The organism is Starkeya nomas (assembly GCF_902703545.1).
Lineage (GTDB): Bacteria > Pseudomonadota > Alphaproteobacteria > Rhizobiales > Xanthobacteraceae > Ancylobacter > Ancylobacter moscoviensis.
Genome location: NZ_CACSAS010000001.1, coordinates 2,004,649 through 2,027,660, shown reverse-complemented (window position 1 = coordinate 2,027,660; position 23,012 = coordinate 2,004,649). Strand labels below are relative to the sequence as shown.

27 protein-coding genes are annotated in these 23,012 nt (G+C 67.0%); 14 read left to right on the top strand and 13 right to left on the bottom strand.

What is annotated here, in order from left to right; translation table 11 throughout:
• Positions 1 to 26: 26 nt before the first annotated feature.
• The 10 genes from phnG (at position 27) to phnN (ending at position 7,302) form a co-directional block, all read left to right on the top strand.
• Positions 27 to 503 carry a phosphonate C-P lyase system protein PhnG gene (gene phnG / locus STARVERO_RS09750; protein ID WP_159598694.1) on the top strand — a complete coding sequence of 159 codons (477 nt, stop codon included), beginning with the start codon at positions 27 to 29 and terminating at the stop codon, positions 501 to 503.
• Between the two features lies 1 nt (position 504).
• Positions 505 to 1,110 carry a phosphonate C-P lyase system protein PhnH gene (phnH, locus tag STARVERO_RS09745; RefSeq protein WP_159598693.1) on the top strand — a complete coding sequence of 202 codons (606 nt, stop codon included), beginning with the start codon at positions 505 to 507 and terminating at the stop codon, positions 1,108 to 1,110.
• A 4-nt stretch (positions 1,111 to 1,114) separates the two neighbouring features.
• The gene (locus STARVERO_RS09740; protein WP_159598692.1) at positions 1,115 to 2,233 is read left to right on the top strand and encodes a carbon-phosphorus lyase complex subunit; all 1,119 of its coding nucleotides are present in this window, start codon (positions 1,115 to 1,117) and stop codon (positions 2,231 to 2,233) included.
• A gap of 5 nt (positions 2,234 to 2,238) precedes the next feature.
• Positions 2,239 to 3,228, top strand: a complete 990-nt coding sequence (locus STARVERO_RS09735) for an alpha-D-ribose 1-methylphosphonate 5-phosphate C-P-lyase PhnJ (protein WP_244616889.1) — start codon at positions 2,239 to 2,241, stop codon at positions 3,226 to 3,228.
• Positions 3,225 to 3,755, top strand: a complete 531-nt coding sequence (locus STARVERO_RS09730; protein WP_159598691.1) for a GNAT family N-acetyltransferase — start codon at positions 3,225 to 3,227, stop codon at positions 3,753 to 3,755. The genes STARVERO_RS09735 and STARVERO_RS09730 overlap by 4 nt, the downstream gene beginning before the upstream one ends.
• Positions 3,752 to 4,546, top strand: a complete 795-nt coding sequence (gene phnK, locus STARVERO_RS09725) for a phosphonate C-P lyase system protein PhnK (RefSeq protein ID WP_159598690.1) — start codon at positions 3,752 to 3,754, stop codon at positions 4,544 to 4,546. Before STARVERO_RS09730 ends, phnK begins: the two co-directional genes overlap by 4 nt.
• A gap of 11 nt (positions 4,547 to 4,557) precedes the next feature.
• On the top strand, positions 4,558 to 4,713 hold the full coding sequence (locus STARVERO_RS09720) for a hypothetical protein (RefSeq protein WP_159598689.1): 156 nt from the start codon (positions 4,558 to 4,560) through the stop codon (positions 4,711 to 4,713).
• Between the two features lie 20 nt (positions 4,714 to 4,733).
• Positions 4,734 to 5,447 carry a phosphonate C-P lyase system protein PhnL gene (phnL, locus tag STARVERO_RS09715; RefSeq protein WP_159598688.1) on the top strand — a complete coding sequence of 238 codons (714 nt, stop codon included), beginning with the start codon at positions 4,734 to 4,736 and terminating at the stop codon, positions 5,445 to 5,447.
• Positions 5,448 to 5,593: 146 nt separating this feature from the next.
• The gene (locus STARVERO_RS09710) at positions 5,594 to 6,733 is read left to right on the top strand and encodes an alpha-D-ribose 1-methylphosphonate 5-triphosphate diphosphatase (RefSeq protein WP_159598687.1); all 1,140 of its coding nucleotides are present in this window, start codon (positions 5,594 to 5,596) and stop codon (positions 6,731 to 6,733) included.
• A complete protein-coding gene (gene phnN, locus STARVERO_RS09705; RefSeq protein ID WP_244616706.1) occupies positions 6,730 to 7,302 on the top strand; it encodes a phosphonate metabolism protein/1,5-bisphosphokinase (PRPP-forming) PhnN in 573 nt (190 codons plus the stop codon). The genes STARVERO_RS09710 and phnN overlap by 4 nt, the downstream gene beginning before the upstream one ends.
• A gap of 80 nt (positions 7,303 to 7,382) precedes the next feature.
• Here phnN and sciP read toward each other — a convergent pair whose 3' ends face one another.
• Entirely contained in the window at positions 7,383 to 7,658 is a 276-nt protein-coding gene (gene sciP, locus STARVERO_RS09700; protein WP_144342224.1) for a CtrA inhibitor SciP, read from the bottom strand.
• Between the two features lie 334 nt (positions 7,659 to 7,992).
• Here sciP and mnmA point away from each other — a divergent pair, with 334 nt between their 5' ends.
• Together mnmA and STARVERO_RS09690 are read left to right on the top strand one after the other, a co-directional pair.
• A complete protein-coding gene (mnmA, locus tag STARVERO_RS09695; RefSeq protein ID WP_159598686.1) occupies positions 7,993 to 9,180 on the top strand; it encodes a tRNA 2-thiouridine(34) synthase MnmA in 1,188 nt (395 codons plus the stop codon).
• Positions 9,181 to 9,238: 58 nt separating this feature from the next.
• Positions 9,239 to 9,922 carry a class I SAM-dependent methyltransferase gene (locus STARVERO_RS09690; protein WP_159598685.1) on the top strand — a complete coding sequence of 228 codons (684 nt, stop codon included), beginning with the start codon at positions 9,239 to 9,241 and terminating at the stop codon, positions 9,920 to 9,922.
• A gap of 3 nt (positions 9,923 to 9,925) precedes the next feature.
• Here the strand turns inward: STARVERO_RS09690 and STARVERO_RS09685 are convergent, their stop codons facing one another.
• The 4 genes from STARVERO_RS09685 to STARVERO_RS09670 all read right to left on the bottom strand — a co-directional run bounded on the left by STARVERO_RS09685 (position 9,926) and on the right by STARVERO_RS09670 (position 13,341).
• Positions 9,926 to 10,564 (bottom strand): MAE_28990/MAE_18760 family HEPN-like nuclease, encoded by a 639-nt coding sequence (locus STARVERO_RS09685; protein ID WP_159598684.1) that lies wholly within the window; start codon positions 10,562 to 10,564, stop codon positions 9,926 to 9,928.
• A complete protein-coding gene (locus STARVERO_RS09680) occupies positions 10,561 to 11,655 on the bottom strand; it encodes a DUF262 domain-containing protein (RefSeq protein WP_159598683.1) in 1,095 nt (364 codons plus the stop codon). Before STARVERO_RS09680 ends, STARVERO_RS09685 begins: the two co-directional genes overlap by 4 nt.
• A gap of 5 nt (positions 11,656 to 11,660) precedes the next feature.
• The gene (locus tag STARVERO_RS09675; RefSeq protein ID WP_159598682.1) at positions 11,661 to 12,677 is read right to left on the bottom strand and encodes a glutathione S-transferase family protein; all 1,017 of its coding nucleotides are present in this window, start codon (positions 12,675 to 12,677) and stop codon (positions 11,661 to 11,663) included.
• A 127-nt stretch (positions 12,678 to 12,804) separates the two neighbouring features.
• Positions 12,805 to 13,341 (bottom strand): GNAT family N-acetyltransferase, encoded by a 537-nt coding sequence (locus STARVERO_RS09670; protein ID WP_159598681.1) that lies wholly within the window; start codon positions 13,339 to 13,341, stop codon positions 12,805 to 12,807.
• A 297-nt stretch (positions 13,342 to 13,638) separates the two neighbouring features.
• On the opposite strand from STARVERO_RS09670, the gene STARVERO_RS09665 reads away from it, so the two are divergent.
• On the top strand, positions 13,639 to 14,175 hold the full coding sequence (locus tag STARVERO_RS09665; protein WP_144342230.1) for a GNAT family N-acetyltransferase: 537 nt from the start codon (positions 13,639 to 13,641) through the stop codon (positions 14,173 to 14,175).
• 17 nt (positions 14,176 to 14,192) lie between these two features.
• Here STARVERO_RS09665 and STARVERO_RS09660 read toward each other — a convergent pair whose 3' ends face one another.
• The 8 genes from STARVERO_RS09660 to STARVERO_RS09625 all read right to left on the bottom strand — a co-directional run bounded on the left by STARVERO_RS09660 (position 14,193) and on the right by STARVERO_RS09625 (position 22,191).
• Entirely contained in the window at positions 14,193 to 14,717 is a 525-nt protein-coding gene (locus STARVERO_RS09660; protein WP_159598680.1) for a dihydrofolate reductase family protein, read from the bottom strand.
• A gap of 61 nt (positions 14,718 to 14,778) precedes the next feature.
• Positions 14,779 to 15,777 carry an alpha/beta fold hydrolase gene (locus STARVERO_RS09655; RefSeq protein WP_159598679.1) on the bottom strand — a complete coding sequence of 333 codons (999 nt, stop codon included), beginning with the start codon at positions 15,775 to 15,777 and terminating at the stop codon, positions 14,779 to 14,781.
• A gap of 195 nt (positions 15,778 to 15,972) precedes the next feature.
• A complete protein-coding gene (locus STARVERO_RS09650) occupies positions 15,973 to 16,587 on the bottom strand; it encodes a cob(I)yrinic acid a,c-diamide adenosyltransferase (protein ID WP_159598678.1) in 615 nt (204 codons plus the stop codon).
• A complete protein-coding gene (locus STARVERO_RS09645; protein WP_159598677.1) occupies positions 16,547 to 17,653 on the bottom strand; it encodes a gamma carbonic anhydrase family protein in 1,107 nt (368 codons plus the stop codon). Before STARVERO_RS09645 ends, STARVERO_RS09650 begins: the two co-directional genes overlap by 41 nt.
• A gap of 8 nt (positions 17,654 to 17,661) precedes the next feature.
• Positions 17,662 to 19,368 carry a methylmalonyl-CoA mutase family protein gene (locus tag STARVERO_RS09640; RefSeq protein WP_200837755.1) on the bottom strand — a complete coding sequence of 569 codons (1,707 nt, stop codon included), beginning with the start codon at positions 19,366 to 19,368 and terminating at the stop codon, positions 17,662 to 17,664.
• Positions 19,319 to 20,341, bottom strand: a complete 1,023-nt coding sequence (meaB, locus tag STARVERO_RS09635) for a methylmalonyl Co-A mutase-associated GTPase MeaB (protein WP_159598676.1) — start codon at positions 20,339 to 20,341, stop codon at positions 19,319 to 19,321. The genes STARVERO_RS09640 and meaB overlap by 50 nt, the downstream gene beginning before the upstream one ends.
• Positions 20,338 to 21,768, bottom strand: a complete 1,431-nt coding sequence (locus STARVERO_RS09630) for a phenylacetate--CoA ligase family protein (protein WP_159598675.1) — start codon at positions 21,766 to 21,768, stop codon at positions 20,338 to 20,340. Before STARVERO_RS09630 ends, meaB begins: the two co-directional genes overlap by 4 nt.
• Before the next feature lie 15 nt (positions 21,769 to 21,783).
• Positions 21,784 to 22,191, bottom strand: a complete 408-nt coding sequence (locus STARVERO_RS09625) for a cobalamin B12-binding domain-containing protein (RefSeq protein ID WP_159598674.1) — start codon at positions 22,189 to 22,191, stop codon at positions 21,784 to 21,786.
• A gap of 136 nt (positions 22,192 to 22,327) precedes the next feature.
• Here STARVERO_RS09625 and STARVERO_RS09620 point away from each other — a divergent pair, with 136 nt between their 5' ends.
• Positions 22,328 to 22,999 carry a GntR family transcriptional regulator gene (locus STARVERO_RS09620; protein WP_144342238.1) on the top strand — a complete coding sequence of 224 codons (672 nt, stop codon included), beginning with the start codon at positions 22,328 to 22,330 and terminating at the stop codon, positions 22,997 to 22,999.
• The last annotated feature ends 13 nt before the right edge of the window (positions 23,000 to 23,012 follow it).

Genomic DNA, 23,012 nt, shown 5'->3' with positions numbered 1-23,012 from the left:
ACGGCGCGGCAGGCACGGATCCCCAGATGCAGTTTCCCGAACAGAAAACCAGTGACGGCAACGCTTCGCGTGCCGCCCGGCAAGGTGCCATGGCGCTGCTGGCACGGGCGGAAACGGGCGAGCTGGACGCCATGCTGGCGCGTCTCGCGCCGGTGCCGTCGGCGTCCGATCTGAAGCCGCCGGAGGTCGGGCTGGTCATGCTGCGGGGGCGAACCGGCGGCGACGGCGCGCCGTTCAATCTCGGCGAGGCGACGGTCGCCCGCGCCGCGGTGCGGCTGGAGGGCGGGGCGGCCGGCTTCGCCTACCGGCTCGGCCGCGATGTCCGCGCGGCGCGCGCCGCCGCGATCCTCGACGCGCTGTGGCAGGACGCCGGCCGGCGGGCCGCGGTGGAAGACGCGCTGGCGCCGGTGCGCGAGCGACTGTCGGCAAAAGCTGACGCTGTGCGGGCCGAGACGGCGGCGACCAAGGTCGACTTCTTCACTCTCGTGCGTGGGGAGGACTGAGATGTCCGCACAACGCGCAGAAACCGTTCCGGCGAAGGGGTTCGACGATCCGGTCTTCGACGGGCAGGCGACGTTCCGTGCCGCCATGTGGGCGCTGGCCCGGCCGGGGCGGGTGGAGGCGGTGAGCGCGGCGCTGGAGCCGCCGGCGCCGCTTTCCCGCGAGGCGGCGGCGCTGGTTCTGGCGCTGTGCGATTACGAGACGCCGCTCTGGCTGGACGCGCGGCTTGCCGGCGTGCCGGCGGTGGCGGCGTTCCTGCGCTTCCATACCGGCGCGGCGATCGTCGAGGATCCCCGCGAAGCGCGCTTCGCGCTTGTCACCGATCCCCGGGAAATGCCGGATTTCAGGGTCTTTGCGCAGGGGGCGCCGGATTATCCCGACGCTTCCGCGACGCTGATCGTGCAGGTGGAGGCGTTCGGCGACGGGCTCACGCTGGAAGGACCGGGCATCGAGGGGCGGGCGGCCTTCGGCGCGGCGCCGCTGCCGGCGGATTTCGTCCCCCGCATGGCGGCCAACCGGGGGCTTTTTCCGCTTGGTGTCGACCTCCTGCTGGCGGGTGCCGGTGGGGTAGCGGGGCTGCCGCGTTCCGTGACGGTGAAGGAGGGCTGAGCCGATGTATGTGGCGGCCAAGGGCGGCGAGAAGGCCATCCGAAACGCGCACGCGCTGCTGGCCAAACGCCGGCGCGGAAACGAGAATCTGCCATCCATCGGGCTCGACCAGATCGCCGCGCAATTGACGCTGGCGGTGGATCGGGTGATGGCCGAGGGCTCGCTCTACGACGTCGAGCTGGCGGCGCTGGCGGTGAAGCAGGCGCGCGGCGACCTGATTGAGGCGATCTTCCTCATCCGCGCCTTCCGCACCACGCTGCCGCGCTTCGGCAGCGCACAGCCGCTCGACACGGCCCGCATGCTGGTGCGCCGGCGGGTGTCGGCGACCTACAAGGACCTGCCCGGCGGGCAGCTTCTCGGGCCCACCTTCGACTATACGCACCGGTTATTAGATACCTCTCTGGGCAGTAGCGAAATCCGTAGCACGGAGAGTAGCAGCGGGGTTGCAGAGGGCGCCGCGAGTAGCGTTGCGCGTAGCGATGCGGAGATCATGCCGCGCGTCACCGACCTGCTCGGGCAGGAGGGGCTGATCGAGGCCTCGCCCGCCGACGACGGGGGCGAGCCCTTCGACATCACCCGCGCGCCGGTGAGCTTTCCCGTGGACCGCGCGACGCGGCTGCAGGCGCTGGCGCGGGGCGACGAGGGCTACCTGCTGGCGCTCGGCTATTCCACCCAGCGCGGCTATGCGCGCTCGCACCCCTTCGTCGGCGAAATCCGCTTCGGCGATGTCGAGGTGATGTTCGAGGCGCCGGAACTCGGCTTCGAGGTGAATCTGGGCACGGTGCAGGTCACCGAATGCCAGATGGTCAACCAGTTCAAGGGCTCCGCCGAGGTGCCGCCGCAGTTCACACGCGGCTACGGCCTCGTCTTCGGCCAGTGCGAGCGTAAGGCGATGTCGATGGCGCTGGTGGAGCGGGCGTTGCGCTGGCAGGAGCTGGGCGAGGAGCCCGGGGCTCCGGCGCAGGACGAGGAATTCGTGCTCTCCCACTGCGACAACGTGCAGGCGACGGGCTTCGTCGAGCATCTGAAGCTGCCGCACTACGTCGACTTCCAGGCCGAGCTGGACCTCGTGCGCCGCATGCGGTCGGAACATGAGACGGAAATGAAGGAGGCCGCGGAATGAGCGCGATGCCTGCCATTACCTACAACTTCGCCTATCTCGACGAGCAGACGAAGCGGATGATCCGCCGGGCGATCCTCAAGGCGATCGCCGTTCCCGGCTATCAGGTGCCGTTCGCCGCGCGCGAGATGCCGATGCCCTATGGCTGGGGCACCGGCGGCGTGCAGGTGACCGCCGCCGTGCTCGGCCGCGACGACGTGCTCAAGGTGATCGACCAGGGGGCCGACGACACCACCAACGCGGTGGCGATCCGCGGCTTCTTCGAGAAGACGGCGCGGGTGGCAACGACGACCTCGACGCGCGAGGCGACGGTGATCCAGACCCGCCACCGCGTTCCCGAGACGCCGCTCAGGGAAGACCAGATTCTCGTCTATCAGGTGCCGATCCCCGAGCCGCTGCGCTTCCTCGAGCCACGCGAGACCGAGACGCGCCAGCTCCACGCGCTGGCCGAATACGGGCTCATGCATGTGAAGCTCTACGAGGACATCGCCCGGCACGGGCATATCGCCACCACCTACGCCTATCCGGTCGAGGTCGCGGGGCGCTATGTGATGGACCCCTCGCCGATCCCGAAATTCGACAACCCGAAGATGGACGACTGCCCTGCGCTGCAGCTCTTCGGCGCCGGGCGCGAGAAGCGCATCTATGCCATTCCGCCGCACACCAAGGTTCGCTCGCTGGACTTCGAGGACCATCCCTTCCGCGTCCAGCGCTTCGCCAAGCCCTGTGCGCTCTGCGCGGCGACGGGCGTCTATCTCGACGAGGTAATCCTCGACGACAAGGGCGGGCGGATGTTCGTGTGCTCGGACACCGACTACTGCAACACACGGCAGGAAGAGGGGCACCGGGGCGAGATGTCCGGCGCTTCCCCCTCACCCCAACCCTCTCCCCCTCGGGGAGAGGGGGCAGAAGGCGGGGCTCTTCACCTCTCCCCGCCGGGGAGAGATCGCTCCGAAGCAGCGGGTGAGGGGGCCTCCGGCGGGGAGGTTCGGCCATGAGCGCCGATCTCGTCGTGCGCCCCGCCGGGCCGGCCGACCTGCCGGCGGTGCTGCAGCTTTATCGCGAGCTTGATCCCGACGACGCACTCGACCTCGCCGAGGCGCGGGCGGTGTTCGATCGCATGGCCCGCTATCCCGACTACACGCTTCATGTCGCGGAGGTGGATGGCGAGGTGCTCGGCACCTATACGTTGCTCGTCGTGGAGAACCTCGCGCACCGGGGCTCGCGCTCGGCGGTGATCGAGGCGGTGGCGGTCGCCGGTGCGGCGCAGGGGCGGGGCATCGGCCGCGCCATGATGGGCCGGGCGCTCGACCTCGCCCGCGCGAAGGGCTGCTACAAGGCGGCCCTGTCGACGCGGATGTCGCGCGAGCGGGCGCACGCCTTCTATGAAAGCCTCGGCTTCGAGCGGCACGGCTTCAGCTTCTACACGGAGCTGGGAGAGGGAGGCGGCTCCCCCCTGATCGACGTCATGCCGGGCCATGACGGCGGACCCGGCGGAACGGATGTGACGGAGCGCGTATCATGACCAACCCGACTGCGACCGACGATGCCCCGCTGCTCGTCGCCGAGGGGCTCGGCAAGAATTACGGCGCCCGCATCGGCTGCCGCGACGTCTCGCTGGAGGTCTATCCCGGCGAGGTGCTGGCGGTGGTGGGCGAGAGCGGCTCGGGCAAGTCGACCCTGCTCGGCCTGCTCTCGACCGAGCTCGCTCCCACGGCGGGTCGCGTTTCCTACCGCATGCGCGACGAGCGACTGGCCGACCTCGCCACGCTCGGCCCGGCGGAACGGCGGCTGCTGATGCGCACCGACTGGGGCTTCGTGCGGCAGAACCCGGCGGACGGGCTGCGCATGGCGGTCTCGGCCGGCGGCAATGTCGGCGAGCGGCTGATGGCGGTGGGCTGGCGCCACTACGGCAATATCCGCGACGAGGCCATAGACTGGCTCGGCCGGGTGGAGATCGCCAGCGACCGCATCGATGACGACCCGCGTGCCTTCTCCGGCGGCATGCGCCAGCGGCTGCAGATCGCCCGCAACCTCGTGACGCGCCCGCGCCTCGTGTTCATGGACGAGCCGACGGGAGGGCTCGACGTCTCGGTGCAGGCGCGGCTGCTGGACCTCATCCGGGGGCTGGTGTCGGAGCTGGGGCTGGCGGTGATCATCGTTACCCATGACCTCGCGGTGGCGCGGCTGCTCTCCCACCGCATGGTGGTGATGCGGCAGGGACGGGTGATCGAGACCGGGCTGACCGACCAGGTGCTCGACGATCCGCGCGAGCCCTATACGCAGCTGCTGGTGTCCTCGGTTCTGGCGGCGTGAGGGGAGAGGACATGATCTCCACGCGGCATGTTGCCAACGAGAACGCCGTCATCCCCGGGCTTGACCCGGGGATCCACGCGGTCCCGCCGATGCGCCCGGTCCAGGGCATGGATGGCCGGGCCAAGCCCGGCCATGACGTCGCATTGGCGGAAGGCGTCCCGTCATGAATGAGCTCACGAGCGAACCGATGAACCGATCTCTCCTCGGCCCCATCCTCTCTGTCTCCGGGGTCGCCAAGACCTTCGTGCTGCATCTGCGCGAAGGGGCGCGGCTGCCGGTGGTGAACGGCGCGGGCTTCGAGCTATTCGCCGGCGAGTGCGTGGCGCTGGGCGGGCCTTCGGGGGCGGGCAAGAGCTCGCTGCTGAAGATGGTCTACGGCAACTATCGGGTCGACGCCGGCGCCATTCTCGTGCGCGACGGCGCCGAGACGGTGGATGTCGCGCGTACCTCGCCGCGCCGGCTGATCCGGCTGCGCGAGGACACGATGGGCTATGTCAGCCAGTTCCTGCGGGTGATCCCGCGCGTCGGGGCGCTCGACGTGGTGGCCGAGCCGCTGATCGGCGACGGGGTGCCGTGCGAGGAGGCGACGGCGCGGGCGGGCGAGCTGCTGGCGCGGCTGAACCTGCCGGAGCGGCTGTGGAGCCTGCCGCCGGCTACCTTTTCCGGAGGTGAACAGCAGCGCGTGAACATCGCGCGCGGGCTGATCGCCCATCGCCCGCTGCTGCTGATGGACGAGCCGACGGCCTCGCTCGACGCGGCGAACCGGCAGGTGGTGGTCGGGCTCATCGAGGAGAAGAAGCGCGCGGGCGTCGCCATTCTCGGCATCTTCCACGACACGGAAGTGCGCGAGGCGGTATGCGACCGGGTGATCGACGTAACGGATTTCGCGCAGGCGGCGTGAAACTGGGGCGTGAGCTTGCCGTACGTCATCCCCGGCTTCGCCCGGGGATTCACGACTTGCGGGCGGCGTGGAGACAAGGAAGGCGTGGATGGCCGGGCCAAACCCGGCCATGACGAAGTCCGGGTGGGGTGGTTGGTGAGGGACAGATGACGGAGACGGTGTTCGCCAATGCGCGGCTGGTGCTGGAGGACGAGGTGCGCGAAGGCCATCTCGTGGTCCGCGACGGCCTCATCGCCGAGATCGGCGAGGGATCGGCGCCGCGTTCGGCGCAGGATCTCGGCGGCGACCATGTGCTGCCCGGCTTCGTCGAGCTGCACACCGACCATGTGGAGGGGCATCTCTACCCGCGTCCGCGCGTGCTGTGGAACGCTTTCGCGGCGGTGACGGCCTATGACGCGCAGGTCGCCGCCTCCGGCATCACCACGGTGTACGATTCGCTGCGCGTCTGGCCGGACAAGCGGGCGGTGGGCATGGACGGCGATGCGCCGCTGCTGGCATCGACCATCCGGCAGGCGGCCGAAGCCGGGCTGCTGCGCGCCGAACACCGGGTGCACCTGCGCTGCGAGGTGGCGGCGGACGGCGTGGTGGAGGATGCGCAGGCGCTGATGGAGAGCGCTGATGTGCGCCTCATCTCGCTGATGGACCACACGCCGGGCCAGCGCCAGTTCCTCACCGAGGAGAAATTCCGCAGCTACTACAAGAAGAAGAGCGGGCTGACCGACGACGAGATGGACGTCATCGTCGCCGACCGCCAGAACGCCCATGCGAACTTCGCCCGCACCAACCGGGCGCGGCTGGTGGAACTGGCGCGCGGGCGCGGCATCGTGCTGGCGAGCCATGACGACGCCACCGTCGCGCATGTCGCCGACGCGATCGAGGACGGGGTGGCGATTGCCGAGTTCCCCACCACCGACCTTGCGGCGGACGGCTCGCACGCCGCCGGCATCCGCGTGCTGATGGGCGCGCCGAACATCGTGCGCGGCGGCTCGCATACCGGCAATGTGGCGGCCGAGAGCCTGGCGCGGCGGGGCGTGCTCGACATCCTGTCCTCGGACTATGTGCCGGGCAGTCTGCTGCTCGCCGCCTTCGCGCTGCCGGGGCTGGTGGACGGCATCACCCTGCCGCAGGCGGTCGCCATGGTGAGCGCGAACCCGGCGGATGCCGCCGGGCTCGCCGATCGCGGGCGGCTGGCGCCGGGGCTGCGGGCAGACTTCATCCGCGTGGCTGCCTCCGGCCCGGCGCCGGTGGCGCGCGCCGTGTGGCGCGGCGGGGAGCGGATCGCGTGAGCGCGGCGAACCCCGTCGATCCCGCGCCGCTGGGCCCGGGGCTGCTGGTGCTGGTGGTTGGGCCTTCCGGCGCCGGCAAGGACACGCTGATCGCCTATGCGCGCGGGCATCTGAAAGGGCGCGAGGACATACGCTTCGCGCGCCGGCGCATCACCCGACCGGCCGATGCCACCGAGAACCACATCGCGCTCGACGAGGATGCGTTCGCCCGGGAGATGGCGCTGGGCAGCTTTCCGCTGCACTGGCGGGCGAACGGCCTCGGTTACGCGCTGGGAGCGGAGGTGGCGGAGGATGTCGCCGCCGGCCGCATCGTCGTCGCCAACGGCTCGCGCGCGGCGGTGCCGGCGGCGCGGGCCCGCTTCGCGCGGGTGAAGGTGGTGCATGTGACGGCGCCGCTCGACGTGCTGGCGGAGCGGATCGCGGCGCGCGGGCGCGAGAGCGGCGAGGCGGTGCGCGCGCGTCTCGCCCGCGAGCCGGCGCTCGACGCGCCGCCGGACCTCACCATCGTCAATGACGGGCCGGCGGAGGTCGCCGGCGAGAAGCTGGCGGCCTATCTGCGCGGCCTGTGAGGCGGCGGAAAGCGGCGCCCGGAAACGAAAATGGCCGGGACGGGGCCCGGCCATGATCGGCGCTCAGATGGAATTCCGGTTTACTGCCGGTACTGCTGGATGCGCGTGGTGCGCAGGCCGGCAAGTCCGTGGCGGTCGATGGACGCCTGCCACGACAGAAACTCTTCAGTGGTCAAAGTATAGCGCTTGCAGGCCTCCTCCAGGCTGAGGAGACCGCCCCGGACGGCGGCGACGACTTCCGCCTTGCGTCGGATGACCCACCGCCGGGTGTTGGGCGGGGGCAGATCGGCAATGGTCAGCGGACTTCCGTCCGGCCCGATTACATATTTCACCCTCGGGCGATAGGGTTCTGTCATGTTACGCTCACTCAATACACACGACCAATGACAGAAACGTAGCTGATCAGCTTTAAATATTTCCCTAAGCGAATCACGCTCTGGTGAGCATCAAGGTCCTGCTGCTTCGTTAATATTTGCGCAGGACTTTGTTTACGGTTGGCCCCGCGAGGGCAGGCGGGACGGCCGGGGGCCCGCGCGGGCGTGGTTACCGCCGCCGATTGTCAGAAAAGCGCCTTGCCCGGCCGTTTCGAAAGGCGGCAGGGTTCATACCGGCGCCGTCGTGGCCTATATAGGTTGACGCCCCGCCGCTTTGCGCGAGGCGCTCCCGTTTTTCGCGTCCCGTTGCCAGGTCATGATCCGCCTCGACGATACATCCCGTTCCCCGAGCCAGACGCGCGTGGTCGTCGCGATGTCGGGCGGCGTGGATTCCTCGGTGGTGGCGGCGCTCTACGCGCAGGCGGGCTACGATGTGGTCGGCGTGACGCTGCAGCTCTACGATCATGGCGAGGCGATGCACCATCGCCCCGGCGCCTGCTGCGCCGGGCAGGACATCTACGACGCGCGTACCGTGGCCGAGAAGCTCGGCATTCCCCATTACGTGCTCGACTATGAGAGCCGCTTCCGCCACGCGGTGATCGAGCGCTTCGCCGACGCCTATGCGGCCGGCGAGACGCCGATCCCCTGCGTGGACTGCAACCGTACGGTCAAGTTCCGCGACCTGCTGGAGACCGCGCGCGACCTCGGCGCCGACATCCTCGCCACCGGGCACTACGTCACCAGCCGCGCGCTGGAAGGCGGGCGGCGCGGGCTGTTCCGTCCGCTCGACGAAAGCCGGGACCAGAGCTACTTCCTCTACGCCACTACGCAGGGGCAGATCGACATGCTCCGCTTCCCGCTCGGCGAGACCACCAAGCCGGAGGTGCGGGCGCTGGCGGAGAGCTTCGGGCTGAAGGTGGCCGACAAGCCGGACAGCCAGGATATCTGCTTCGTGCCGAACGGGCACTACACCGCCATCGTCGAGAAGCTGCGCCCCGAGGCGGCCGAGCCGGGCGAGATCGTGCATCTCGACGGGCGCGTGCTGGGCCGGCACGCCGGGGTGATGCGCTACACCATCGGCCAGAGGAAGGGCCTCGGCATCGCTGCCTCCGAGCCGCTCTACGTCGTCGGCATCGACGCCGCCCGCCGCCGCGTGCTGGTGGGGCCGCGCTCGGCGCTGGGCGTTTCCGCCATCCGCGTCGACGAGGTGAACTGGCTGGGCGACGAGCCGCTGGAGGCGGCGGCCGCCGCGGAGCGCGAGATCCACGTGAAGGTGCGCTCGGCCCGCGCGCCGACGCCCGGCCATCTGGTGCGCGCGGCCGATGGCGGGATCGAGGTGCACCTGCACAATGCGGAGGAAGGCGTGGCGCCGGGGCAGGCCTGCGTCTTCTACGAGGATGGCGGCGCGGGGGCGCGGCTGCTGGGCGGCGGGGTGATCCGCCGCGCGCCGCAGCCCTTCACCGCAGTGACACCTGAGGTGACGATGATGGCTCGTTCGGCGTGAGTCGGACGTGCCGGCGAGCCCGCAAGGGTTGAATGGGACAAGAAGGGTGGGGAACACGATGACGACCGATCTCGACCGCAGCACCGTCGAGGAAGCCTATGCCCGCTGGGCGCCGATCTACGACGTGGTGTTCGGCGCGGTCTTCGAGCCGGGCCGCAAGGCGGCGCTGCAGGCGGCGGAGCGGATCGGCGGTCGCATCCTCGAATTCGGCGTCGGCACCGGCTTCGCCCTGCCGAACTACAAGCGCACCAACCGCCTCGTCGGCGTCGACATCTCCGAGCCCATGCTTCAGAAGGCGCGCGAGCGGGTGGAGAAGGAAAAGCTCGACCATGTCGAGGGCCTGTGCCTGATGGACGGCGCCCATATGGGCTTCGCCGACAATTCCTTCGACGTGGTGATGGCGCAGTTCGTGATCACCGTGGTGCCGCATCCGGAAGAAACGCTGGATGAGATGGCCCGGGTGCTGAAGCCGGGTGGCGAGATCATCCTCGTCAACCATCTCGGCGCCGAGGACGGCCCGCGTGCGGCCTTCGAGAAATGGTTCGCCCGCCGCGCCCGCAAGCTCGGCTGGCGGCCGGAATTCCAGTTCGCGCGGCTGCACAACTGGGCGCTGAAGAACGGCACGGTCGACATGCCGATCAAGCGCGACGTGGCGCTGGGCATGTACACCATGGTGCGCTTCCGCAAGCGCAGCGAGGCGGAAGTGGCTGGGGCGGCAGAAGGTGTGAAGCTGGCAGGGTGAGTATTAGGTGCGCTGAAAGCCAATGATCGCTTCTTGAAAGTGATCAGATACTATAAGAAGTAGTTCATTAACAAGTTCAATATGGTTTTCTGTGTCAACTGCCATCAGTTTTGGTGGTGCTCCGTGAGCTACCCCATGTCGCCAACCAACTATTTCTCTATCTAGTTTTATCCGATAAGGATTCAAGGCCTCTAAAGAAAAGCCCATTATTTCATAATTCTCCTTTATTTTATCATAATTTAGGTTTGATCGAGACCGTATTATCGATAAATCGAAATTTTCAAATGTACAGCTCATTTTTTCTTGTAGCTTTTCAATAAAGCTGCGCTTAGAGACTCCAGAATGGTTGCGAGATCGTAGTGATTCAAACTCCGCTGTGAGTGCTCCAAGGAGCATTTTGAAGCCAATATCTATGACTTTTATATTATTTTCTTTTAAGAATTTATAATAGACGTCGATGCATTCGTTATAAAACCCTTCCCACGCTGCGTAGCTCAGCACTACAACGGCTTTTGAACTGACTCCGAGGGGGTCCGATTGGGAGCTAAGAGAAAAAACTCTCTTAATTTCAGATAATTCTCTAGCTCTATTTGATCTTGCGTTATCTAGCTCGTCTAGATAGCAATCAACGACGATACTCATTGAGAAAACCAACGCTCGCCAAAAGGAATGCTTTTCTGAATGCGTACTGTTCCTCGTAATCCGGCCGCACTCATGTCGACAACCTCAGGCTGCTTCCAAAATTCTTCAATTCTTGATTTGATGTATGCTGAAATATCTTCTTTTCTAGAAATTGTAGTCTTATTTCTTGCGATTCCTACCACTATACCTTCCAGTGCGCGCAATGAGAAGCGCGCTGCGATACCTTGAGCGCGGTCTTCTGGCGGGATGAGGGCGTCGTCTCCAAGCGCTCTGTGAAGTTCATCTACCGTCCATTGAATTACGTCCAATATATTATTATGATTATTCTTGTATATCGTATCTAAAATTCCGTGATTTAAAAAGTCTTGAACGTCCATTCCTTTTCCAAAATCAGTAAATGTATGCACTACAAGTCGAACTATATATTCTATGTCTTTCTGTGATTTCCTTTGATCTTCGCTGATCCGGAACATGCTCCGAAATTTGCTCTGCTCGGCAAAGTGTCGCATCCGCTGCGTAAATGCCGAGTCGGCAAGGACCATTGAACAGGTCCGAACTTCTTGTTCGGTAGCGTAGGCCCCGCCGCGATTTAGCCGTTGAAAAAGGTCGTATTTTGTCTTTGGGTCGGAGGGGTGCTTAAGTATTTGAAAATCAATTCTAGCTCGACGAAAGAATAATTGAAGAGACTTATCCAGGCTTTTTTCACTAGAATTTTCTGACTCCCAGCATACATTATCTAGGGAGGCGAGATATTTCGTCGATATTAGTTTTGATCTCTTCTTTCGGTCGGTATCTGGGTCGCGAAGCTGTCCCATAAATTCCAGAATCGTGGAAACTCGCTGTAGTCCATCAACCAATTCCCATGTTCCGTTTTCAGTTTCAAATACAAAAACAGGAGGTATCGGTATTCCTATAAAAATAGACTCAACGAAATTCGATTTTCGATCATCTGTCCATCGAAATAACCTCTGAAAATCAGGTAAAATATTCAATTCAGCGTTTGCATACATGTTAGAAATTTCACCTATAGTCATTTGAACCGTATCGGTTATGACTTTAAGCTTTGCCGAATCAATTTCATCTTTAAGCATTTAATTTAAATCTTTATATGGTGCCGAGCTAACTTAACAATAGCACTCTTCGAGGTATCCCGCCACACCTCCGGCCCCACCGGCACGATGCCGGTCGGGTTGATGGTTTTGTGGCTCTCGTAATAGTGCCGCTTGATGTGGGTCAGGTTCACCGTCTGCGCGACGCCGGGCAGGTGGTAGAGGGCTTTCAGGAAGCGCGACAGGTTCGGGTAATCGGCGATGCGGCGGATGTTGCACTTGAAGTGGCCGACATACACCGCGTCGAAGCGGATCAGCGTGGTGAACAGGCGCACATCCGCCTCGGTCAGCGTCTCGCCCATCAGCCAAGAGCGACCGGCGAGCCGGGCTTCCAGCTCGCCCAGCATCGCGAACAGGGCGGTGACGGCCTCCTCATAGGCCTCCTGCGAGGTGGCGAAGCCGGCCTTGTAGACGCCGTTGTTCACCGTGTCGTAGATGCGCGCGTTGAGCGCGTCGATCTCGGCGGCGAGGGCCGGGGGGTAGTAGTCGTGGCGGTCGTCGGTGAAGGCGCCGAAGCCTGAGTTGAACATGCGGATGATCTCCGCCGACTCGTTGCTGACGATGGTGGCGCGCCGCCGGTCCCACAGCACGGGCACGGTGACGCGGCCGGAATAGGCGGGATCGGCGGTGAGATAGACCTCGTAGAGCCGCTTCATGCCCAGCACGGAATCGCTCGTCGCGCCCTCGGTGCGGCGCGCGGCGTGGTCGGCAAAGACCCAGCCCTCGGCGCCCATGAAGGGATCGACCACCGAGACGGAGATGATGTCCGCCAGCTTCTTCAGCTGGCGGAAGATGAGCGTGCGGTGCGCCCAGGGGCAGGCATAGGAGACGTAGAGGTGGTAGCGGCCCGCTTCCGCCGGAAAGCCGCCTTCACCGGTGGGGCCGGGGGCGCCGTCCGGCGTGATCCAGTTGCGGAAGCGGGTGACGGTGCGCACGAAGCGGCCGCCCGTGCTCTGGGTATCGTACCATTTGTCGACCCACTTGCCTTCGACGAGCAATCCCATGGGTGCCTCCCGTTCCGTTGCTGTTTCCAGAGTAGGGCGGAACGGCGCGGGCGCCAGCGGGCATCGCTTGCGCGGCCGGCAGCATGGTCTTGCGCCGATGCCGCGCCGGCGGGCGCGGGCGGGACGCTCAGGCGGGGAGGCGCTTCCAGTAGAGCCGCGTGCCGGTGAGCCCGCCCTGCGGCTTGAGCGCGAAATCGGGGATCTCGCCGGCCCGGACATAGCCGAGCTTCTCGTAGAGGCCGGAGGCGCCGCCATCGACGGCGGTGTCGAGCACCAGCAGCGTGCGCCCGCGTGCGGCGGCAAGGCGCTCGGCCTCGCGCAGCAGGGCGGTGGCGACGCCCCGGCCGCGATGGGAGGGGCGGGTCATCATCTTGGCGATCTCGGCCCGGTGCGGCTGGTTGGGCGGCAGATCGAGCAGCAGGCTGACGGTGCCGACGAGTTCGTCCTGCGCGCGTTCATCCCGCGTAAAGGCGCCGAGCACGACGCGCCCGCCGCGCGCGGCTGCCTCCAGCGCGGCGCGCCAGAAGGCGGCGGCTTCGTCCGGTGCCAGCGGATCCATGAAGCCGACCGAGCCGCCGCCGGCCACCGTCTCGACGAGCAGCGCGGCGAGGGCGTCGACATGGGCGGGATGGGGGAGAAGCGGGCGGAGCGTGAGGGCGGTCATGGTGGACCCGGCAGGAGGCGAAGTGTCTCGCCCTGTCTAGCCGGCGCGCCGTTGCCCGGCAACGTGCCATGCGGATCCGCCGGCAAATGCGTGCTCGACCTCGCCCGCCGGCTGTGCTATCGGGCGCGTCCGATCTAGGGAAAGCCAGATGAACCGGATGCCGGCCCAGCGACGACGAGAGGAGCCAGCCCGCCGCGCCAGCGCGCGTGCGTGCCTGTCCGTCTCTGCCTGCCGGCGGCCGTGAGGCGCGGACGCTCGGCGCGGCAGCGTGCCGATGTCTGAGTGCCGAGAGCCAGCATGACCGAGCTTTCCATTTCCCTGCTGCCTGAGAACCCTTCCGACGACGCCGCGATCGAGCGGCTGGTGGCGCGCACCTTCGGGCCGGGCCGCTTCGCGCGCACGGCCTACCGGCTGCGCGAGAACAACCCGCACCGGCGCGACCTGTCCTTCACCGCCTATATCGGCACGATGCTGGTGGGCTCGGTGCGGCTCACGCCGATCGAGATCGGCGAATTGCCGGCGCTGCTGCTCGGCCCGCTGACGGTGGAGCCGCCCTTCCGCTCGCACGGCATCGGCCGGCGGCTGGTGGAGCGCTGCCTCGACGCGGCGAAGGCGGCGATGTCCGCCGAGGGCGCGGCGCGGCTGGTGTTGCTGGTCGGCGACGAGCCCTATTACGGGCGCCTGGGCTTCCACCGCGTGCCGCACGGGCAGGTGAGCCTGCCGGGGCCGGTGGACCCGGCCCGCGTGCTGGTCTGCGCGCTGGACGGCACGCCGATGGAGGCGGTGCGCGGCGCGGTGCGCAAGGCGGCCTTCCAGCAGGCGCCGGCGGCGTAAACGCGACCGTCCGGCCGTCAGCTCAGCGCATAGCGCAGCCGCACCATGCCGTTGGCGTAGCTTTCCGTTCCCTCGAGCGCCAGCCGGCGCGACGGGGTGGCCTCCGGCGGGAAGAGCGGCACGCCGCTGCCGAGCAGCACCGGAATGACGAAGAGATCGAGCCGGTCGAGCGCGTCGGCGGCGATGAAGGCCGCCTGCAGCCCACCGCCGCCGACCACCCAGGCATTCCCGCCGTCCTGCGCGCGCAGATGCGCGATCAGCGCGGGAACGCCGGCATGCCACGCCTCGACGCCGGGCGGTGCATCGGGGAGCGGCGTGGAGGTGACGACGATGCCGCGCTTGCCGGCATAGGGCCAGCCGCCCTCGAAGCCAGCGACGGCATCGAAGGTCCCGCGCCCCATCACCACCGTGCCGATGCCGGCGATGAAGCCGGCATAGTCGTAATCGACGTCGTCGAACGGGGTGAGCCAGCCGATACCGCCGTCCCGGTCGGCGATGTAGCTGTCGAGGCTGGCGGCGATGAAGCCGCGGATCGTGCTCATGAGGGGCTCCCGTCGATTCGAGGAGGGGCGAGCATGACTGGCGAGGGATCCGCCTTCCAGCTCAGAGCGCTTCCAGCAGCGCCTTGTGGAACGTCTCCGGCGCCTCGACCTGCGGCGAGTGGCCGAGGCCGGGGAATTCGATCAGCCGGGCGCCGGGGATGGCCTTCGCCGTGGCCTTGCCGAGTTCGGCATAGTTGCCGAGCGTCCTGGCGACCTCGGGCGCGGCCCGGTTGGCGCCGGGCGCGGTCTTGTCGGTCATGCCGACGACCAGCAGCGTCGGCACGGCGATGTCGCCGAACTCGTAGACGACCGGCTGGGTGAAGACCATGTCGGAGGTCTGGGCCTGGTTCCAGGCGACGATCTCCTTGCCCGGCCCGCCATAGAGGCCGGCCTGCATGGCGACCCAGCGGTCATATTCCGGCTTCCACTGGCCGTTGTAGTAGAATTTGAGCTGGTAGCCCTTGATGGAGTCGAAGCTTGTCTTGAGCTCGCCCTGATAGAGCTGGTCGATGGTGGCGTAGGGCACGCCCTTGGCCTTCCAGTCCTCCAGCCCCAGCGGGTTGGCCATCACCAGCTTCTCGGTCGCCGCCGGGAAGGAGAGGGCGTAGCGCGCCGCCAGCATGCCGCCCATGGAATGGCCCATGACGGTCGTCTTCTCGATGCCCAGCGAGGCGAGCAGCTTGCGGGTGTTGTCGGCGAGCTGGTGGAAGCTGAACTGGTAGCCCTCCGGCTTGGTCGAGGCGCAGAAGCCGATCTGGTCGGGGACGACGACGCGGAAGCCGGCCTTGGTGAGCACGTCGATGGTGCCCTGCCAGGTGGCGCCGCAGAAATTCTTGCCGTGCAGCAGCACGACGGTGCGCCCGTTCGCCGTGCCGGCGGGGGCGACGTCCATATAGGCCATGGACACCGGCTTGCCCTGCGAGGTGAAGTCGAAGCGCTTCACCGGGTGAGGATAGTCGAAGCCCTGAAGCTCGGGGCCGTAGGTCTGTTGTGTGTCGGCAAGGGCGGCGGTGCCGAAGCAGAGAAGGGCGGCAGACAGGCACAGACGGACAGGATTCACCGGCTCGGATCTCCAGTTTCGAAGCAAGGCGGCACGCGGCAACGCCGCGCGGGCCCCGCCAGATCGGGGCCGGTTCGAAACTAGGGCAGGCCGGGCACGCAGGGGGTCACAAGGACGGGAGAGCGGGGGCTTTTCCCCGATCCCGGCCCCGGTCGCGGGCGTGGAACGAGTTCGCCTCCAAAGAGGCGTGGCGGCTCAAGCCGCGACCCCCCCGCTGTTCAGGCTCTTTCCGCGCTCCCACAGAACGTCGGGGCGGCCATCCGCGCGGTTTTCGAGACGCGCGACGATGAACAGCAGGTCGGACAGCCGATTGAGATAGGACAGGCCGAAATTCTCGGGCGGCGACGCCGCGCCGCCGGCCTCGTACAGTTCCGGCACGCTGTGCTCGATCTGCGCGAGGCTGAACAGCCGCCGCTCGGCCCGCCGGCATACGGTGCGGGCAACATGGGCGAAGGCGGATGAAGGCGCCCCGCCGGGGAGTATGAATTCCTCCAGCATGCCCAGTCCGGCATTCGCCTGTTCGAAGGCCGCCTCGATGCGCGAGAGGTGCGCGCGCGACAGGAGCGGGGTACCGGGCACGCTGATCTGCGCGCCGAGATCGAAGAGATCGTGCTGCACCAGCGTGAAGACCTCCCGCGTGGCCGGCGAGCTCGACAGCGCGACCAGGACGCCGATCCAGCTGTTCAGCTCGTCGATGGCGCCCAGCGTCTCGATCGGCGGGCTGTCCTTGTCGACCCTCAAGCCGGAACCGAGGCCGGTCTGGCCCTGATCACCGGTGCGGGTGACGATCCGCGATAGGCGATGTCCCATTCGACCCTCCCTGTTGTGTCGGGCGATCCTGCGCGGCGCGATAGGCCGCCCCATAGGCGCGGTATTGATGGACGATGTCCTGCATGGCGGCGCGCCTCGTATCGTCGAGCCGCGAGAGCGGACGCGCCGGGTGCCCGCCCCAGAGCCAGCCGCCTTCGAGCTGCTGTTGCGGGGTGGTCGCAGAGCCGGCGGCCAGCAGCACGTCGTCGTCGACGACGGTACCGGCCGCGAGATCAGCGCCGATGCCGATCAGGGCGCGCGCGCCGATGCGGCCCGCCCGAATGTTGACGTTATGGCCGATGGTGGTGTCCGGGCCGATGACGACGGTGCCTTCGGCGGCGTCGATGCGGGTGTTGTCCTGAACGTTGGTGTTGGCGCCGATGGAGATCGCCGTCCCGGCGGCATCGAGCCGGCAGCCGAAGAAGACGCCGGAACCGGCGCCGAGTTCGACCGCGCCGGCGAGGCGGGCCGTCTGCGCGACGAAGGCGTGGGGATGGAGGTTTCCGGCCTCGCCTGCTTCTCCGGCCGCGGCCGTGAACGGAGAGGCGGCCGCGGCTTCGCGAAGGAGCCGCGCCCGCTGTTCCAGCTCGCCCGGCGCCAGTTCGCGGACCGGCTTGGCCGGGCTTCCGGCATAGGCGAAGCCGCTCTTCAGCGTCGAGCGCGGGAAGACGATGGAGCCGGCCTCGATGAGGACGCCGTCCTCCACCACGGAGCCGTCGAGAACCACCACCTTGTCCTCGATCACGCAGTCATTGCCGACCGTGCAGGCGTGGATGACGGCATCGCGCCCCACGGCCACCCTGTCGCCGATGATCGCGGGATAGACCTCGTGGGCGATATGGACGGTCGACACCTTCCCGAGGTGAAAATCGTCGCCGATCCGCACGAAATGCCCGTCGGCGCGAATGACCGTCCCGGCGCCGAGCATGGCCCGCGCGCCGAGAGTCACCCGGCCGAGAACGCTCGCGTCAGCACCGCACAGGCGGGGCTCAGCGGCGAAGCGCGGCCAGATTTCCCCGAAGGGAAGGATGAAGGGGGCGGCCCGCAGGAGGAGTTCGCTCGCCATGGTGCCGCTCAGAACACCGGCGTTTCGCGATAGGTGCCCCACACGCCCTTCAGCGTCTCGATGATGTCTCCCATCGTCGCCCCGGCGCGGACCAGCTCGATCGTGATCGGCATGATGTTCTGCGACGGGTCCCGGGCCGTCTCGACGAGCTGCTGCAGCAGCAGGTCGAACTTCACCGGATCGCGCTCGCTGCGCACGCGCTGTGTCCGGGCGATCTGGCGGGTCGCCGTCGTCTGGTCGTAGGGATGAGTGTGAATGACGGGATCGGGCGTGTCGTCGACGAAGCAGTTGACGCCGATGACGGGCTTCTCGCCGGACTGCTTGCGCAGGGCGGTCTCATAGGCGAAGTCGGCGATGTGGCGCTGGAACCAGCCCTCCTGGATGAGCTTGAGCGTGCCGCCGCGCTCCTCGACCTCATCGAGAATGTCGAAGATCCGCTTCTCATATTCGGTGGTCAGCGACTCCACGTAATAGGAGCCGCCCAGCGGATCGACGACCTGCGTGACGTTGGTCTCCTCGGCGATCACCTGCTGGGTGCGCAGCGCCATGCGCATCGCGTCCTCGGTGGGGATCGCGAAGGCCTCGTCATAGCCGTTGGTGTGCAGCGACTGGGTGCCGCCCAGCGCGGCGGCGAGCGCCTGCATGGCGGTGCGCACGACATTGACCATGTATTGCGGCTTGGTCAGCGAGGCCGCCGCGGTCTGGCAATGGAAGCGCAGGCGCATGGATTCCGGGTTCTGCGCCCCGAAACGCTCCTTCATGATCTTGGCGTAGCAGCGCCGCAGGGCGCGGAACTTGGCGATCTCCTCGAAGAAGTCCGCCTGGCAGACGAAGAAGAAGGCGAGCCGGGGGGCGAACTCATCCACCTGCATGCCGGTCTTGAGCACTTCCTCGACGTAGACGATCAGGTTGGCGAGGGTGAAGGCGGCCTCGTGCAGCGGCGAGGAGCCGGCCTCCGAGATGTGGTAGCCCGAGATGTTGATCGGGTTGTACCGCTTCATGTTCCGGGCGCAGTAGGTGATGCAGTCGCGGACGATCCGCACCGACGGCGCGATGGGGAAGACGTATTCCTTCTGCGCCATGTACTCCTTGAGGATATCGGCCTGGATCGTCCCCGAGAGCTTGTTGAGGTCGTAGCCGCGCTTCTCGGCGAGCACGATGTACATGGCGAGCAGGATCCAGGCCGACGGATTGATCGTCATGGAGACGGAGATCTTCTCCAGATCGATGCCGTCGAACAGCGCCTCCATGTCGGCCAGCGTGTCGATCGCCACGCCTTCGCGGCCGACCTCGCCCTCGCTCATCGGATGGTCGGAATCGTAGCCCATCAGGGTCGGCATATCGAAATCGGTCGAGATGCCCGTCTGGCCCTGCGCGATCAGGTATTTGAAGCGCTTGTTGGTGTCCTCGCCGGTGCCGAAGCCGGCGATCTGGCGCATGGTCCAGGTCCGCGAGCGGTACATGGTGGGATAGGGGCCACGGGTGAACGGGTAGCGGCCGGGCAGGCCGATATCCTCGACCGGCGTATCGGCGAGGTCGGCGGCGGTATAGGCGCGCTTGACCGGGATGTCGCCGAGCGTGAAGAAGTCGCTCCGACGCTCCGCCTGCTTGCGCAGGAACTGCGCGACCTCGTTCGCCTCCCAGTCCCGTTCCTCGGCGCGAAGCTCACCAATGGTCTTCTGCGAAATGGGGCGGGCGGTGATGGTCTCGTTCATGGGCCGATCCTCGTTCAAACGACGCGGCAAGCAGTTCATTGGCTAGCGAGTAGGGGTCGGCGTCGCGGCGCCGGAGGCGTTCCGCCAGCGCCGGTGCGCGGGTCACGGCGGCCCTGGCGAAGCGCTCGACGAGCAGGTTTTCCGCCGTCTTCTCCAGCCGGAAGCGGGCGATCGCCAATTGCCGCCGGCTGCCGCTCGCCGTGCCGAACGCCACGTCCCGGTGCCTGTCGATGGCGCGGGTGAGTGCGTCGAAGCCGTCGCCCGTATAGGAGCTGACGCCGACGACCGGCGTCTGCCATTCCGGCTTCGCCGACGTCGCCGCGCCGAGCGTCAGCATCTGCTTGATGTCGACCAGCGTACGGTTGGCGTCGCTGCGGTCGCATTTCGACACGACGTGGATGTCGGCGATTTCCAGCATGCCGGCCTTGATGGCCTGGATCTCGTCGCCCAGCCCCGGCGCCGAGACGACGACGGTGGTGTGGGACGCCTTGGCGATCTCGACCTCGTCCTGGCCAACGCCGACGGTCTCGATGATGATGGTGTCGAAGCCGCCGAGATCGAGGATGTCGACGGCGTCGAGCGTCGCCCGCGCCAGCCCGCCCATCGCCCCGCGCGTCGCCATGCTGCGGATGTAGACGCCGGGGTCGTTGACGAGGTCCGACATGCGGATGCGGTCGCCGAGGATGGCGCCGCCCGAATAGGGGCTCGACGGGTCGACCGCGACGATGCCGACCTTCAGGCCCTGCGTGCGCAGGCGCGCGGTGAGCGCAGCGACGAGGGTGGACTTGCCACTGCCGGGAACGCCGGTCAGGCCGATGACATGAGCGCGGCCGGCGCGCCGGTAGATCGTGGCCAGCGCCCCCCGCGCTTCCGGCATGCCGGCTTCGGCGCGCGATATCAGGCGGCCGATGGCCGGCACCTCGCCGCGCGCGGCGCGCTCCACCAGCTCGCTCGAGGGGACATAGCGGCTCATGCGCCGCTCTCCGCCTCGATCTGGGCGTACATCTCGCGGAAGACGGAGCGGTCGTCGGTGACGCGGCGCGCCTTGAAATCGGTGCGCGGCAGGGTGCCCTTGGCGACGATCTCGGCCCTTGTGCGAAGCCCAAGCAGCTTCTGGATGCGGTGGCTGACGTCGGCGCGGAAGCGCTCCAGCTCGCCGCTGGCGAAGGTGCCCTCATCCGCCTCGACCCGCAGCAGCAGCTCGTCCATCGCGGCTTCGCGGGTGATGACGATCTGGTGCTCGCCGCCATAGCCGGGCGTCTGGTTGAGTGCGGCGTCGATCTCGCTGGGATAGACGTTCTCGCCGCGGATAGTGAACATGTCGTCGATCCGGCCGAAGATCCCGTGCGGGAGGCGCGGATAGGTGCGCCCGCATGGGTTCGGCCCGTCCTGCCAGAGCGTCAGGTCGCCGGAGGCGAGGCGGATCATCGGCTGCGAGGTCCGCTCCAGATGGGTGTAGACGGGCGTGCCGCGCTGACCGTAGGGGACGCGCCGCATCGTCGCGGGATCGCAGACCTCGGTGTAGACGATGTCCTGCCAGCAGAGCATGCCCTCGGTCTCGGCCGAGCCGGCGACGTTCATCCACGGGGTCATTTCGGCCATCGAGCCGCAGTCGAACACCCTGGCGCCGAAGAGATCGGCGATGCGGTCGCGCACGCCGGGGATGGATGCCCCCGGCTCGCCGGAGAAGAACATGTATTTGAGGCCGAACTCCCGCGGGTTGAGGCCCTCGTCGCGGGCGGCCTGGGCGAGATGCAGCGCGTAGGTGGGCGTGCCGTAGAAGCCCGCCGGCTTCATGGTGTCGAGCCATTGCGCGCAGCGTATGGTCATTCCCGGAGCGCCGGCGCCGAACGGGAACGCCTTGGCCCCGAGGCGTTCGGCGCCCGACAGAGCGCCCCAGCTTCCCATGTAGAGGCTGAGGATCGCGGCGATGCAGATCATGTCGCCCGGCCGCATGCCCATCGCCCACATGATGCGGGCATGGGCATTGGCGATGGCGATCCAATCGTTGCGGCCGATGGCGAAGGCGGTGGGGCGTCCGGTGGTGCCGCTGGTCCCGTGGATGTGGAAGACCTCGGCGTCGGGGATGCAGAGATAGTCGCCGAAGGGCGGCGACATCGCCTGCGATTCCCTCAGCTCCTTCTTGGTGACGACCGGGACCCGGTCCTCGAAATCCTCCAGCGAGCGCAGCTGGTCGGGATGGAAACCGGCCTCGTTCCAGCGGCGGCGGTAGAAGGGCGAGTGGTCATAGGCATAGCGGCAGACGATGCGCAGCCGCTCCAGTATCGCCTTCTCGCGATCACCGGGCGGCATGGTCTCGCGCTGCCGGAACCAGTAGCGGCTGTCGGCCGGGGGGAGATAGGAGGCGTCGTAGGAGGGCGGGAAGGACCAGGATTCCATGGCGTGCCCTCCCTCTCACCGCTCGCCGCGCTCGGCGACGAGACGGGTCAGCGTCTGCACGATCTCGTCCGGCGGCGTGTCCTGCAGCAGGACCTCCCGCACTCCCATCCTCTTGATCTCGACGACATCCTCGTCCGGCATCACGCCGCCGGCGACGACGATCATGTCCTCGGCGCCCTTGCTGGCGAGCAGCTGGAAGATCTTCGGGAAGACGGTGAGCTGGACGCCGGAGAGCAGGCTTACGCCGAGCACGTCCACATCTTCCTGGATCGCGGCGGTCACGACCTCCTCGGGCGTGCGGTGCAGGCCGGAATAGATGACGTCCATGCCCGCGTCGCGCAGGGTTCGGGCCACCACCTTCACGCCGCGATCATGGCCATCGAGGCCAACCTTCGCGAGAAGCACACGGATGGGCTGCGTCACCTCAGTCCTCCCTTGTCGAGTTTCTTATCGAACTCTGAATTCAGAACTCCGAACGCAGAGTGCAGATGGCTTGTGGCCCTGTCAAGCGGTCGCCATATTGCTGCGTGGCAACACGATTCTTGCGGAGGATGCGGGCTTGGAGTCCCTGGAAGCGCCGAAAAGCCTGGTCGATCAAGCCTATGAGGTGATCCTCGACGCCCTCAGCGACGGGACGTTCAAGCCCGGCGAGCGGCTGACGCAGGAAGACATCGCGGCGCGCCTGAAGGTCTCCCGGCAGCCGGTGACGCATGCGCTGGTCGTGCTCAAGGCGCAGGGGTTCCTCGCCCAGTCGGGCCGGCGCGGCCTGATCGTGACGCCAGTCGACGCTGCGTTCTTCGAGGCGATCTATCAGTTTCGCTCGGCCGTGGAGCCTCTCGCCGTCCGGCTGGCGACGCCACGGCTGACCAAGCAGGCGATCCTGCGCGGCCGCTCACTGATCGAGCATGGCCGCAACATGGTCGTGGCCGGGGATGCCCGCGCCGGCCTGCAGGCCGACATGGACTTCCATTCCTTCATCTACGACCTGTCCGGCAATCCCATCGTCGGCGAGACGATGCGCCTGCACTGGCGCCATCTGCGCCGGGCCATGGGGCAGGTGCTGCGCTATCCGGGAATGTCGATCAGCGTCTGGCAGGAGCACGGGCGGATCTTGGAAGCCATGATCCGCGGCGATGCCGAAGGCGCGGCCGAGCTGATGCGCCGGCACCTGATCGAGGCCTATGAGCGGGTTGAAAAGCCGGCCGAGACCCCGAGCGCTTCCACCGAGTGAAAGGGGAGGGCCC